Below are 13,135 nucleotides of genomic sequence, written 5' to 3'. Positions count from 1 at the left end.
CTGGCTTTTCAATTCGTATACTTCAAATAGATATTTGGTGTACTTTTCTAAGTACAATTTTGATAAAATATAAAATAGTCAGCTTCATTATTCACTTGTCAAGGTACGTCTTACTTGGGGATTTATTGCGGAATGCAAAGAACTAATAAAGGAACTTGAGGTTCCTTTATTAAGAGTATTGATATAATACCCTCATTGTCTATTGATCTTTTCCTCAAATTGATGACCTCTCCAGGTCACCGCCCCTTCATAAGTGACAACATCATTTAGAATGTAATATTGTCTAACAATGAGTATTATATCATCCACCTAATAAATAAAAATGTAAAAATTATAAAATAATTATAAATTATAGTTTGTTTATGTTTATAAAATCGTTTAATTCTTACTGCTATTCAATCCTATATATTTTCTCTATTTTCGCATTTAACAAAAACTAAATTTTATATTAATCATAAACACAAAACAAAAGAGTACACAACATTCCCTACTGTGTACCCTTTAATCATTTTGAAGCAGCGTTAATATCAGATGCGCTCAGCATTGCTATTTGCTTACACACATGCTTTCCTTATATTCATTTATAAGCTTTTGAAAACATGCCGGATCTTTGGTTGCCCTTCCTATATCTTCTATTCTTCCGGCTGAATATATCCACCCGTAAAAGTCTTGTATTATGTTCTCTCGTTCTATAAAGACTAGTAGCTCGCTATAGCTCCTCATCACTCCTTGTAATTCGGATGTCTGAATAGTTCGGTCTTACCAACACCTTCAATCTTTTCTTTCAACATCAGATATCGTTTCCCACCCCAATAGGATGTATTGGTCCTGGCAAAGCACGAAACAATACCATAATAATCTTGACCGCTCCTTTTACGGATGAAAATGTAGTATTCTTCATCAGAGTTTACTCGTTTACATGTAATCAAATAATCTGCGCGTATGAATGTACGATTATCATGCTGAAGCTTATAAATTGCAACAGTGAAATTATCAGAATCAAGGTATTCCTCTAGGTATACAGCCAGCTCAATCCTATGTTTTATGTTATAGCCCTGCTGATCAGCATAATATTCACTATTCTGAAGATACTCATCAGTAATCTTTCCATTCAAAATCTGTGATATGATCTTCTTTTTGTTCTTTGGTATATCAATGTCCGATAGGTGTTGCAGCCCTAAAATATGAAACAAATCCTCATCATAGAAATTTATTTCTATTTCTTCTAATGGCTTTTTCAATCCAGCTGATAATACTATTCTATACCTTATCTCCTTTAGCCTTTCAAAAGAAAGTGCTGCCTGTTTCAATAAATTCATCTTTCACCATAAAATGCCTTGCATTGCTGCAAGGCATTTTGACTCATTATTTGTAACTTTCTTTCGTCAAAAGACTAGGTGCGCTATGGTAAGTTACCACCTTTATAGTCCTCCATGTTCACCGCTTCGCACCGCGGCTCGCACTTCATAGGAGCGTCCTCTTTAACCTCGGGACCAAGGAAGAAGCTACCTTCTTAATTGTATAGTACCATGATATGTTCTTTTTTTCAACCTTAATCATTACATGCGACGGTATGCCCATACATATTTTTTCATTTCTTATTATTCTAGAATAATCTATTTCAAAAAAGTATAACATTCACTGTTCTTGAATTATGGATATCGCATTGATCATAACAAATACATCATTTATCTACCCCATAAAAATATGTCAAAGGTCTTCTAATTCAGAAAACCACCTATTCTCTTTAGTGGGATTAATTACACCGCATCTGATATAAATGTGAGAACATGATGCATTCCCCTCTCGTTTGTAACAAATCTGCGAAGACATACCAGAAACGAAAATATTGAAAGCAACCAACTCATTCCGTGCCAATCATAATCAGTAAAATCCTTGCTATGACTAATTCCACAAATAACATGTACTAACCTCAGATTATTTTTTAACACTTCTTTGATAAAGCAGACCATATCTCTATATAGTTAATTATCTCTATATATCGTCACCTAGAAATTCATTATTCGGGATACATACACATCGTCAAATCCGCCAATTATTGTTTCTCCATCATACCGCCATACATTCAGTCGGTCCCATTTTCAAGAAAATTCTCACCAATACTTGATTCCTTCGATGGTCCATTCATTTAGACCTTTAGAACAGACAAACCAAAGGATTGCTTGTTTCATATTGCTATGTTTTCTTTGAAGCCTATTCCTTAGCTATCTATTTCTCCATTCATCAATCTAAATATTCTCTCCTTATCCCATAGATTATTGGGATATATTGTTAATTCTTCTTTGTGCTTCCTAATAATTCTTATAGGCTTATCCCCTGAATTATCATAAACATGCAAAATATCACATATATCCAAAAGAATGTTGATATTCTTTAATGACTTCCAATACCTGAATCTAACTTTTTCATCATCAACATCGTGACCCCCTTGTGATACTCTCGATCTTATTCTAGCAACATTAATTTCCGGATTTGATGTTAAAACAAATACCCCTTTAATAAAATATCCTTCATCCTTTGCCTTATTTAAAATATCCAATTTGTAATTAGATGATAATACCGTTTCAAAAGATATGTCCTTGTGTTCTTTTATTGCAAGCCATCTTCTTTCATCAACAATTCTTGCAGCTTCAATGTTTGAACATCCCGTTGCTTTAACTACATCATCTGCATTTGTATATTCACCAACCATTTCAAAAAATTCAGTTATAGTACTTTTTCCAGATCCATTAGGACCAGCAAAGAACAATATCATTGGCTTTATTTCTTTTGAGTTCACTTTATTTCTCCTTTATTGGGATATTCTAGAAATGCGTGATCTGTAGTGGCATCATAACGTGCGATAGGCTTTTGTTTGATTTCAATCCTACTAATTGCTGCTTTTACAGCGGCATTGGCTCGCTTATCCATTTCTGCATCATTTGCTGAAATCAATCCCTTTTCCAACAAAAATTTCGAAGTGGCATTTTTTCTTGCTATCCGTACATTTTCCTCATCATATTTTTTTCTCATATCTTTTTACCTCTATCCCCAATATTTTCTTTCGGAGGATTCACCCCCACACTCATTGTTGCTTCTATTACTACCATACTCTTAAACCGTCCAAATTACGTCATCACAAAAATATATCATTACAATTAGGCTCTATATGACTTTTTCTAGAGATATGAAATGGAATAACTCTGATAATTCTAATTGTCATCCTCTATTTTAACAACTCTGTTATCATTCCAAACTGCTCTTTGGTAGTCTTAAACTTACTCCAATCCACAGAATCTATTATTTCTTTCATTATCCTAAACGATTTATCCGGAGCAAATATAGATAATGAAACTCCCATCTTGGCCTTTACCCTGTCTCTACGTCCTTTTAAATACACCTCATACTTGAAAGAATCTAAGAATTCTTGAACTTGATTTATAACTTCCTTATTCTCAGGAAGATTTTCAGAAAGAGCATCCAGCATGAATGTCTCCAGAGCACCTTGTTTATTTAATGGAACAAGCATATATCCTAGTCGGATGGAAACCTTTCCATACCAGTTATCGTATTCAGCACTACACCACCCATTAACTACCAATCTTTCATCAGAAAAGGTTGCTCCCAACTTGCTTTCAATAATATCCGAAATGCTTTTTGGACGCTTTTCTGTAGCACTTTCGTCATCATTATCTGTAACAACTAAAATACTGTCTATAATATGTTCATTGGTTTCCATAAGACATATTTGCTCAATACATCTTGTAAAATTATCGCTACCATTATCCAATATCCCAATGTATTCACTCTTGCCATTGATATACCAATTGACACTTTCTTTGGGGAGCGGATTATTTTTGAAGGTTTTCTGATATTTCCATTCCGTAGTATTTTCTATGTAGCTACCAATCAGAATCTGATCAGTATTTCCTTCGCAGATTATTAACGACTTTATCTTCATCATCTAAGCTCCATGTTAAAACTATTCCTAACTTCACAAGCCTCTCTCGCACTAAGATTTCTAACTGCTATTTTCCCGTCATTATTTCTCATGGTAATAATATTTACTTTATCCATTAGACTTTTCTTTTTTCCTATTTCTTCAAGGTATCTGTCTATAAACTCCTGATTATGTGTGGTAATAAAGAGTTGAACATTATTCTTTATTGCATATTCGCTGACGTTTTTACAAAAATCAGCTTGAGCACCAGGATGAAATCCCGTATCTATTTCATCTATACATATTATTGAATTCTTATATATGCTCAGAGCTCCGATTATATAGAACCATCTTTGAACTCCATCTCCATATGCATACAAAGGAAGAGATGTCCCATCCTTTTTAACTACACTAACAGGGGCCTGAGAGCCATCCGGATACGGAATCATATCGAAGTTTGCAATCTCAGGAAATACTTTGCTAATTCTTTTTACAACTTCATCAAGCATTCCCTCTCTTTTTAGAGCAGCATACATTTGAACACTTTCTTTAACTGCAATATGTGAAAGCACGTCTATATACTTCGCAGTCAAAAACGATTTTGTGTTTGATACCATTGATACAGGAGCAGTTACATTAGCGCGAACTTTATTTCCACCATGTGTAATATCCCACTGTGCTATTATTGGAGGATTATACATCTGCATATTTATAGGATTGGGTTGTTCTGCAACCATATCATTGGTCCTTAAAACTATTTTGTCCATATGATTTTTAAATGAAGGATCAAATTCAGCCATTAAATCTGAAGGATATATGGAATGTACAAATCTTTCTTTTTTTCCGTTATATACTCCCTCAAAAGCCATTGTAAGTGGCATATCATGTGGCTGATTGATCATAGATAATAATTCTTCCATAATCCAATATTGGTTTACAGAAGAATATCTTGCTCTTCCCAAGGGAATAGCCATCATAGGCGCAACATTCTGACCACATGCCCATGTATAAATAGCTTCCAGTACAGATGTTTTTCCTATATTGTTATCTCCAAGCACATAATTTATGTTATTTAAGTTTTCTAATTTGAAATTGTTATACTTTCTAAAACCTTCTATTTGCAGTGATTCCAGCATATAACCCTCCATTTGTACCGTATATATGTTTCTTAAATTATTCCTTCTTCTCGTACGTTACCTTTAATACTACCATACTCATGAATAGATTTCTCAAAACAGTTATTTCATAAAACTGTGTCGGCTAAACCTACCTGATTAGATTACTCAAAGCGCTTTCTTCAACTCGCGCTGAAGGCGCATATTTATCCAGCAAAGCTTGCAACAAAATCATGTTTGATGGTGAAAAATCCGGTGCAACTTTAATTACCATATCCTTTATGGCATTATCACTTAAATGTAAGTCGATATAATCCGGTAACATATTAACGTATTTAGAAAAGTATAATGATATAAATACTTATCCTCTGATTTTTTATACATATTATACCCCAACAAATGATATTAGCTGTATAAAGTCACTTCGGTTTTCATCAACATTTTGTAAAGGATACTATTGTTATGTATACCCTTATTATGGCAAGTCACAAATCCTCATCATTCACCGAATCAAACATGGAAACCCATATATCTTACCATCCTGATTTAAACAATGCATTGGCTTGTTTTCATCAAAAAATGGTAGAAGCCATTACATCAAACCATAGCTTCTACATGGTTCAGCTCCTTAACGAGGATTACAATCAAATAGAAATAGGCTGCAAGTACAATGATATAGAATGTCCATAATCATATTATAATCCTGTTTTTAGCATTTGATTAATCTAAATCACTGCTTTTCCCTATGGTAATACCAAAGGAGATGATCAAAACCATTCCGACTCATCTCTATACCCGATGCTTTTCTAATGCAATCAACAGCCATCCTATATTCCTTTTAATCTTCCAGATTATATTCTTGATTTATATTAAAGAACCCTAAATACAACGGTAGTACTATATTCTTTCTATGATCTCCTGCCTGCCACAATTATCAGCATTGGAATCAAGCTCATCTATAAATACTATTCCGCCCAAGCTTGCAATCATCAAGCTATTAAAGAGCTCAATAAGCTTCTTGATTCCCGTACTCTCAAATTCTTCATTAACTGAGTATTTACCATAATTCAAATTTAATTCGCATTCATAAACATCGCCATTTTCTTGCTTTTTTATGTCAATACTCTTTAGGTCGCGTTTAAACACCTTAATAAAAGCGGTGAGCTGTTTTGTATATTTTGTAAACTCTTTATAATAGTCCTTGGGTATTCTACGAGGCTTTTTTGTACTTATAAGCATCATTTTTTCAGGTTCATTGATATAATCCTTCTCTTCAGTATTTTCTCCCTTTAATTGTTCTATGCGAAGTTGCTGGAAATATAATTCATGCTCATCCTCTTTATCAAAATGCGTTGATAGCATTAGTCCAAAAGCGGCAACCATCAAGCAAATATTAAAGAACTGCTCTCCCAGATCATCCCTTAGTTCGACAGCCTTCCCAATTACTAAGGATAGAAGCGTCTGTCTTGAAATCAAATTCATTGATCTGTTTCGAATAATAAGCTCAGCATTTTCATCTAAATGCGAAAGCATCGCTAATATGCCATCTCGTGTTTCATAGATAGTTTTGTACATATGATTAAAGTTGGGGATCATCTGATTAAAGAGGTCGATGAGTTCTGCTCTGTCCCATGTTCCATCTTGTCGCAATGAAATAATTATGTGCAAATATAAAAGGAACTATCGCCTTCAATAACCAAATCACTGAAGCGTAGTTCCTTTTACAAATACTTTTTATCTCACAACCTTCTCAAAATCCGCCTTAGGGTGCTTGCATATAGGACATATGAAGTCATCGGGAAGTTCCTCGCCTACCCATTCGTATCCGCAGATTTTACAGCGCCATATTGTCTCGCCCTTTGGCGTCCTACCAACTGCTTCCGGCTTTGGCTTAATGTTATCCTGATAAAAACTATAGGTTGCTGATGCTGCAGCATCCAGAACTTCCATAGCTTTAGGTATTCCTATAAAAAGTGTATGGGAGCCCAAATCAACTGTCTGCTTTATGTCTATGGAAAAATAGGCATTTGTTCCCCGGGTAATGTATGGTATTCCGTTTTCTGCATGCTTGCAGTCTGTAAAGTCCTTGAATTTGTCCACATCTCTGCCTGACTGAAATCCAAAGTGCTTAAACAGTTCAAATTCTGCTGCCTCACTTATAACCGATATGTTACATTTCTTTGTCTGCATCACCATATCATGTGTGTAATTTGCCTTATTTACCGCAAAAGAAATCTGATTTGGCTCTGATGCCACCTGAATGGCAGTGTTAGTGATACAGCCATTTTCTTTTTCACCATTTTTAGCTGTAAGAACAAATAATCCATATGACAGTTTGTACATAGCCTTGTTATCCATAGTGTTCCCTCCTGTGTTTGTGACAGATACCGTCTCCGGTTCTTTGGGTTTCTTTGATATGGTTCCATCATTAAGCTGAAGTGCATTTCTTTTGTTTCTGTATTCAATAATTGGAAGATCCGCTGCAACGAGGTTTTCTCCAATCTTTAAATCTGACCTCTTGGGAAGCTGCGTTTCAACTATTCGTTTATCCTGGCGCTCCACTATCTTATTTGCCCTGCTGCCCAGCCATGCTATAAGACTGTCAACGGGCTTAAAGCCGGTAATCTTGTTATAAAACCTCAAGGCAATTATGGAATTCTCATCATCAACAGGGATAAAAAACGCAAGAATCATAATCTTATCCGTAACATGATTAAGCCACATATTTGGGAATTTAAATGTCAGGTTCGTACTCTTTATGATACTTTCATCAGAACCCTTTGGAAGCTGCCCCTCGTCCACCTCATTATTGGCACTTGTCTGCAATGTATTTTCATCAAGCCAGATAACCTTGGGCCCATTACAAAGAGTTTTATTCCCCCTGCCTATCGTATTATGATGAACAAAAGCAAGATGTGACACATCAAGCTGGTTCTCTATCACTCTGGAATAATGTACGCTCCAGCAATCTTCTGTATGATCATAAACATAGGATTTATCCGTTATCACATCAAAATAATCCGGTTCGCAGTCCGGCTCACCGTCGCCATACCAAGCAAAAATTATTCCGCCAATTTCTCTGGTAGGATAGTGTTTTAATTTTAACCTTGAAAAATCCTGATGAGAAGCTTTTCCCTCAGACGGAATATAGACAGCCTTTCCGGAAGTATCATACTCGATTCCATGAAACGGGCACTTTATGTTATCATCCTGAATCCGTCCTTTGCACAAAGATGCCCCACGGTGTGCGCACAGACTGGAAACCAGACTTACTTCACCGTCTTTTTTCCTGAAAAAAATCAGATTTTCACCAAAACGTCTTGCAGCAAGGAGCTTGCCGGGTTTTAGATAATGAGACGACAAAACCGCATACCACATATTTTTAATCATAAAAAATCCCCACTTTGAAAAATAAGGTACACAGCAAATGCCGCATACCTTATACCCATGCCTTTAGGTGAATTATAACATATATGTCATAAATAAATTATTATAATTTCGTGAACTCCCGTCTCTACTCTTCCTCCTGAAAGTCGAACTCATAGAATAAATATTTTCTGCATAAGAGCAAAACCCCTATACATACAATGCGGATCAACGCATCCACCGGCTCTTCGTGTCCCACAACCAGACCTCTTGCTATCGCAAAGATAAGGACTTCGACTATGGTATTCATGGAGTGTTTTATCAGCATTCTAATAAACTCGATGACGATAATCGCATTAAATGCGGTAAGAAGTATGTCCTCTACATAAGCATCAAATGCCAGACTATGAAATGTAAAGACATGTATCGCCAGCTGAATGCAGCTATAAATTACTCCCAGCAGCAGGATTGCAGCCACTATCTTTTCCAAAAAGCTTGGCATCCTAAGAATTAATTTATGAAACTTGTCGTACAGGCTTTTGTTCATCATTCTTCCTCGCAAAAAACTTCTGAGTTATTGTTCAGTCCTCGCTATTTATCTTCCAGCTCCCTTACCCTTTTTTCCAAGAGCCCCTGTGTCTGGATAGTGTTTTTTCTCCGAGACTTAAGATTGCTTCTACGTCAAATCCAAGTCTTCCAAGGAAGTTATTTGATTTTTCCAGACTGTTCACCGCATTGGAAAAAGCCTTTGCATAACTTCCCATATTGCTTGCTAGTGTTACTACGCTTTCTACAAGCTGCGCTATGAGTGCTACAAACAGAAGTACAATCGCCGCCAGGATGGTTATGAGCGCAATGGATCCAAAAATACTTTTTTATAGTCTTCAAATTTAAACGCCCCAACATTATTCTGAAGTCCACTTCTATCGGGCGAAATAAAGATATTTGTATCAAGAAAAATCTTCTGACTCGGGTCCTTAATCATTTCCACGAAGGCAGGATTGACATTCTTTACATCAACTTTCATCTTCAATCCTCGCTTCCAAAGTATTCCTCAAGTTCATCATCAAGCTCATCTACCATCTCAAAGCCATAATCATCCGGTTTTTTATTAAACAATAATAAGAGCTTTGTAAACTCGTCATCATCAATTAAACCATCTTCATAATTATTTATGACTGTTTCGAGGACTCTATTAGAAATGCCTATCGTCTTTGTCTTTTTATTAAGAAGCTGCGATATCTCATTATCTGTGTTCTTTAATATTTTTCCGTATATGCTGTTCTGGTCTCTGCATTCTAATTCATATAATGTAAGGTATACACTTTCAGTAATATGGTTTTCTTCCGATAACCTCTTAATTAGAGATTTATACGGAAGCCACCAATCACATTGCAGACGTGCAACAAATCTAAGAATCTTTAATTCTGCAAATCCAGAAATGTCATAAGATCCAAATGATTCAAAAACGCGATTTTTCAGTTCTTCTGCAGGAAGCAGTAACTCTGCAGCAAATCTGTCCGCTTTTTTTTCAATCAATTCATCTTCTATGTCCATATCCAATGAGTATGCTTTTCCAGTCTTTGTTTTATAATGATAAATCTCATGCGCAAGTGCAAAAATTTGCTCATCATAATAACTGGATGTATTTAGTCCGATAAATGTAAACGTCTCTTCACCATTTTTAAACCATGTGATATTTCCATATGTATGAGTCCCCTCAGAGTCAGCAAAAGGATATTCGCACAACAGAATATCCTCTTTTTCAAGTATCATACGTATGTCACTTCCTAATGGAACATTGGGAAATACCCCGAAATCCTTCCTTGTCTGAATCGACAGCTTCTTAACTTCGTCAATATCTTCTCTTCTAAGTACATAACCGCTCTGCTTATTCATGACGTAAAGCCTTTCTCAAAAGAATCTGCTGTTTGGCTGCTCGCATCATTTCAAACATATGATCAACTCCCGCTTGTTCTTCTAGAGACATTTCTGATTTTCTAAATGCTGTATATACTGCTGGTTCAGAATCTTCGAAAAGCGACGTAATATCAAATTTTAAAGCATTTGCCAGTTCTTCTAGCTGAAGAATAGATGGAATATATTTATTCTGCTCCATCCTGCCTATCATCTGTCTATTGATTCCTGTCTTTTTGCTCAACTCATCCTGTGTGATACCCATGGCTGTCCTTGAATCTCTTATTACATTTGCCATTTTTTCTAGGGATAAGCGTTTCATATTTTTCTCTCCTAACTGTCCATACTACAAACCATTCGTGGTACTACAAATACCATATCTTTCTTTGGGCACTATATACTATAGCACAGTTTACAAGTGATGGTATAAATAATCCCAATATTTTATAGCAATTTTATTATTTTCACTATTTATTTCATGTTATTAATTTTACCAAATTAAAAGCACAGAATCTTTCCTTCCTATAATTACTTTAGACAATGCGATACAAGTTCAGATGTCCTAACTGCTCTCATTGTGACGGCATACACTGTGATTATAAGTGTTCCGACTCTGACTATGGCCTTGTAGTCCATGTCCCCACAAAGGAAAATCCTCGTATATTTACTGTTCCGGCAAGAGATTCAAAGGAATGGAAGTTAGAATACAACAAGCGTACTTCTTCAGAAAGGTGCAATAAGCGTGAAAAGATTGACTACCAATTAGAAAACGGCAGGCACCAATCTACAAAGATGTGGTACTGCCGCCTCTATTGCATCATGATGTGTCAGCATCTAGATGCCTGGGGCAAAGCTCAATCCGATAACCCTATCAAAGATATATTCGCTCAAGCCGCCTGATGTTTAGTTGATCAACTGATAGTATTCTACCACATTGATCAAAAAAGTCACTCAAAACAGGTGCTGTGTTAAAGTACGCCTTTTTTAGGACATATATCACAGAATCATCGCTTTCATCTTTCTTTTGGGGATAGTATTTACTTTACAATGTTCATTAGGGGCGAATCCCCTCTATTTATGGTCTAAATGCCCTTCAATTCCGAAAGGCTATTATGTCGGAAGGAGTTTTCTCGCTGATACATCATAACCCCTACAAGTAACTACTTAGCTGGACAACATAGTAAAAACCTCAGAGTTTGCAGTCTCTGAGGTTTTTTCTCTATGCATTCTTAAACGGAGATTGTCTCCAACTTTATTACCTTCATCCCATCATCTTTGAACTGTAAAAGCTGCTTATCATTTGTATAAAATATATCTGCTCCCGCAACATTAGCACTTGCTATCTGCAGGGAATCCATCTGCTTGAAAGATGGGTACTCTGCTCTTATCCTTGCAGCTTCCACTGCGACTTCTCTGTCAACGTTCTTTACTTCAAACATAAGATCTGTAAGAAACTTATTAAACTTGTCAATATCTTCCTTGGTACCATTTTTAAAGCACCCTGTGGTATATTCCATTATTGTTATCGCTGATGTTCCTACTGTTCCTTGCTGCAATGCATCGGTAAAAAGATCCCGGGCTTCTTTCTTCTTAAGTTCCAGCGCATAGATAAAAATTGCCGTATCAAAATATGTCTTAATCCCTGTCATAGTCCCTCAAGCTCCTAACATATTCGTCTGGTGTCATGCCATCCCTCAGATTGTCTGATACCGGCTCATAATCGTCCCAGTTTATTGTCTTTGGCGCAGTCTTTAAAGGCCTATACTCAATAGCATGCTCTGATGCGTTGACCTCAAGTTCCTGACCATCATATAAATTCAGCGACTCAACAAATCCGGCAGGAATCGTTACTGTAAAACTGTTGCCTACTTTTCTTACTTTAACTGACATAAGAGTCCCTCCTATATAATTAGTATACACCGTATACACTAATAAGCAAATTAAAATTCAATAAACAAAACTGTAGCCAAATAGCTATCTGCTATCTATAAACAATTTACCTATCATCACATTCATAGTAATCATGATTAGAGCCGCTCTCTATGACTCATCCTTCAGCTCTACAAAACACTTAAGAGCATTTCTACTACTGTAGTACAACAGCTTATATACAAGGCTGTAGAAAAGGAAATTACACCACATGTTGTTACTAAAAACTAAACAATAAGAGAAGTAAATACCTCAAAGCCAAAAAGGAGTTTGTTAGCACTCGAACTAATGAAACATTTGTTATATTCTCCAATAACTCCTTGCATTTAATAAATGCTAAATCATATAATCAAGGTATAAAGAAGTACATCAGGCGATTCCCAGCCATGAGCGGGAGCTTTAACATCAGGTGATTCCCCATCAATAAGTGGGAGCTATAACATCAATAGGCGGTTTTGCCGCCTATTATTTTTTTGGAGTTTTTGATGGTTGATTCATTAATTAAAAAGAGGACCAGATTTCTCCGATCCTCTCAAGTATGTGTCCGCAAACACATACCCCAATTCGTATTCATAGTATACACCAAGATAATGCTTTTATTCAATGGGTTAAAATATATGTCCTTAATACAGCAATTCTGTTACTAAGATCTGGGTGAATTGATATCGCGGAATCATTTGCATTTCTATTTTTGATATTGCTCACGTTCCATATATATGATTCGTGAGAGCATGTATACAACATAATCAGGGGGAGTTCTTACCCCTTGCTCCCAGTGGGATAGTGTTCCTACTGGGATGTGGAACTTCTTGGCGAATGCAGCCTGTGATAATCCAGTAATTTTTCTCAATTCTTTAATCAGCATCTT

The 13,135-nt window shown here is 36.0% G+C and carries 15 protein-coding genes and 2 pseudogenes; all 17 read right to left on the bottom strand.

What is annotated here, in order from left to right; genetic code table 11:
- Window positions 1-722: 722 nt before the first annotated feature.
- Window positions 723-1,319, bottom strand: a complete 597-nt coding sequence (locus G622_RS0121045; RefSeq protein ID WP_026512276.1) for a PBECR4 domain-containing protein — start codon at window positions 1,317-1,319, stop codon at window positions 723-725.
- Window positions 1,320-2,221: 902 nt separating this feature from the next.
- Window positions 2,222-2,800: a hypothetical protein gene (locus G622_RS0121040; protein WP_026512275.1), complete on the bottom strand. Its 579-nt coding sequence runs from the start codon at window positions 2,798-2,800 to the stop codon at window positions 2,222-2,224.
- On the bottom strand, window positions 2,797-3,033 hold the full coding sequence (locus G622_RS0121035; RefSeq protein ID WP_026512274.1) for a hypothetical protein: 237 nt from the start codon (window positions 3,031-3,033) through the stop codon (window positions 2,797-2,799). Before G622_RS0121035 ends, G622_RS0121040 begins: the two co-directional genes overlap by 4 nt.
- 193 nt (window positions 3,034-3,226) lie before the next feature.
- The gene (locus G622_RS0121030) at window positions 3,227-3,964 is read right to left on the bottom strand and encodes a DUF3226 domain-containing protein (protein ID WP_155831594.1); all 738 of its coding nucleotides are present in this window, start codon (window positions 3,962-3,964) and stop codon (window positions 3,227-3,229) included.
- Window positions 3,961-4,917: an AAA family ATPase gene (locus tag G622_RS0121025; RefSeq protein ID WP_242833039.1), complete on the bottom strand. Its 957-nt coding sequence runs from the start codon at window positions 4,915-4,917 to the stop codon at window positions 3,961-3,963. The genes G622_RS0121030 and G622_RS0121025 overlap by 4 nt, the downstream gene beginning before the upstream one ends.
- 15 nt (window positions 4,918-4,932) lie before the next feature.
- Window positions 4,933-5,076, bottom strand: a pseudogene (locus tag G622_RS27210) (AAA family ATPase); the annotation flags it as partial.
- Between the two features lie 876 nt (window positions 5,077-5,952).
- Window positions 5,953-6,588 carry a hypothetical protein gene (locus G622_RS0121020; RefSeq protein WP_026512271.1) on the bottom strand — a complete coding sequence of 212 codons (636 nt, stop codon included), beginning with the start codon at window positions 6,586-6,588 and terminating at the stop codon, window positions 5,953-5,955.
- 201 nt (window positions 6,589-6,789) lie between these two features.
- On the bottom strand, window positions 6,790-7,413 hold the full coding sequence (locus G622_RS27105; protein WP_026512280.1) for a flavin reductase: 624 nt from the start codon (window positions 7,411-7,413) through the stop codon (window positions 6,790-6,792).
- Window positions 7,414-7,509: 96 nt separating this feature from the next.
- Window positions 7,510-8,433, bottom strand: a pseudogene (locus G622_RS27100) (Rieske 2Fe-2S domain-containing protein); the annotation flags it as partial.
- Between the two features lie 136 nt (window positions 8,434-8,569).
- Complete coding sequence (locus tag G622_RS0121005) at window positions 8,570-8,971, bottom strand: hypothetical protein (RefSeq protein WP_155831592.1); 402 nt, start codon at window positions 8,969-8,971, stop codon at window positions 8,570-8,572.
- 61 nt (window positions 8,972-9,032) lie between these two features.
- Entirely contained in the window at window positions 9,033-9,185 is a 153-nt protein-coding gene (locus tag G622_RS26100) for a hypothetical protein (RefSeq protein ID WP_155831591.1), read from the bottom strand.
- Window positions 9,186-9,265: 80 nt separating this feature from the next.
- Complete coding sequence (locus G622_RS0120995; protein WP_044917245.1) at window positions 9,266-9,448, bottom strand: hypothetical protein; 183 nt, start codon at window positions 9,446-9,448, stop codon at window positions 9,266-9,268.
- Window positions 9,449-9,450: 2 nt separating this feature from the next.
- The gene (locus tag G622_RS0120990) at window positions 9,451-10,320 is read right to left on the bottom strand and encodes an ImmA/IrrE family metallo-endopeptidase (RefSeq protein ID WP_026512268.1); all 870 of its coding nucleotides are present in this window, start codon (window positions 10,318-10,320) and stop codon (window positions 9,451-9,453) included.
- The gene (locus G622_RS0120985; protein ID WP_026512267.1) at window positions 10,313-10,660 is read right to left on the bottom strand and encodes a helix-turn-helix transcriptional regulator; all 348 of its coding nucleotides are present in this window, start codon (window positions 10,658-10,660) and stop codon (window positions 10,313-10,315) included. The genes G622_RS0120990 and G622_RS0120985 overlap by 8 nt, the downstream gene beginning before the upstream one ends.
- Window positions 10,661-11,567: 907 nt before the next feature.
- A complete protein-coding gene (locus tag G622_RS0120980) occupies window positions 11,568-11,987 on the bottom strand; it encodes a type II toxin-antitoxin system VapC family toxin (protein WP_026512266.1) in 420 nt (139 codons plus the stop codon).
- Complete coding sequence (locus G622_RS24130; protein ID WP_044916992.1) at window positions 11,974-12,228, bottom strand: AbrB/MazE/SpoVT family DNA-binding domain-containing protein; 255 nt, start codon at window positions 12,226-12,228, stop codon at window positions 11,974-11,976. Before G622_RS24130 ends, G622_RS0120980 begins: the two co-directional genes overlap by 14 nt.
- Before the next feature lie 724 nt (window positions 12,229-12,952).
- Window positions 12,953-13,135, bottom strand: a 183-nt coding sequence (locus tag G622_RS0120970; protein ID WP_026512265.1) for a helix-turn-helix domain-containing protein, incomplete at its 5' end; no start/stop codon positions are given.

Source organism: Butyrivibrio sp. LC3010 (assembly GCF_000424385.1).
Classification (GTDB): Bacteria; Bacillota; Clostridia; order Lachnospirales; family Lachnospiraceae; genus Butyrivibrio.
Note: the sequence above shows the minus strand (reverse complement) of the source record. Positions and strands in the feature narration are given on the sequence as shown.

Bases quoted from the DNA above. Each gene is read 5' to 3' on its own strand.
- G622_RS0120995 (WP_044917245.1), bottom strand. From the start codon at position 9,448: ATGAAAGTTGATGTAAAGAATGTCAATCCTGCCTTCGTGGAAATGATT.
- G622_RS0120985 (WP_026512267.1), bottom strand. From the start codon at position 10,660: ATGAAACGCTTATCCCTAGAAAAAATGGCAAATGTAATAAGAGATTCA.
- G622_RS24130 (WP_044916992.1), bottom strand. From the start codon at position 12,228: ATGTCAGTTAAAGTAAGAAAAGTAGGCAACAGTTTTACAGTAACGATT.
- G622_RS27105 (WP_026512280.1), bottom strand. From the start codon at position 7,413: ATGGATAACAAGGCTATGTACAAACTGTCATATGGATTATTTGTTCTT.
- G622_RS0121025 (WP_242833039.1), bottom strand. From the start codon at position 4,917: ATGATGGCTATTCCCTTGGGAAGAGCAAGATATTCTTCTGTAAACCAA.
- G622_RS0120990 (WP_026512268.1), bottom strand. From the start codon at position 10,320: ATGAATAAGCAGAGCGGTTATGTACTTAGAAGAGAAGATATTGACGAA.
- G622_RS0121005 (WP_155831592.1), bottom strand. From the start codon at position 8,971: ATGATGAACAAAAGCCTGTACGACAAGTTTCATAAATTAATTCTTAGG.
- G622_RS0121045 (WP_026512276.1), bottom strand. From the start codon at position 1,319: ATGAATTTATTGAAACAGGCAGCACTTTCTTTTGAAAGGCTAAAGGAG.
- G622_RS0121020 (WP_026512271.1), bottom strand. From the start codon at position 6,588: ATGCTTTCGCATTTAGATGAAAATGCTGAGCTTATTATTCGAAACAGA.
- G622_RS26100 (WP_155831591.1), bottom strand. From the start codon at position 9,185: ATGGGAAGTTATGCAAAGGCTTTTTCCAATGCGGTGAACAGTCTGGAA.
- G622_RS0120980 (WP_026512266.1), bottom strand. From the start codon at position 11,987: ATGACAGGGATTAAGACATATTTTGATACGGCAATTTTTATCTATGCG.
- G622_RS0121030 (WP_155831594.1), bottom strand. From the start codon at position 3,964: ATGATGAAGATAAAGTCGTTAATAATCTGCGAAGGAAATACTGATCAG.
- G622_RS0121035 (WP_026512274.1), bottom strand. From the start codon at position 3,033: ATGAGAAAAAAATATGATGAGGAAAATGTACGGATAGCAAGAAAAAAT.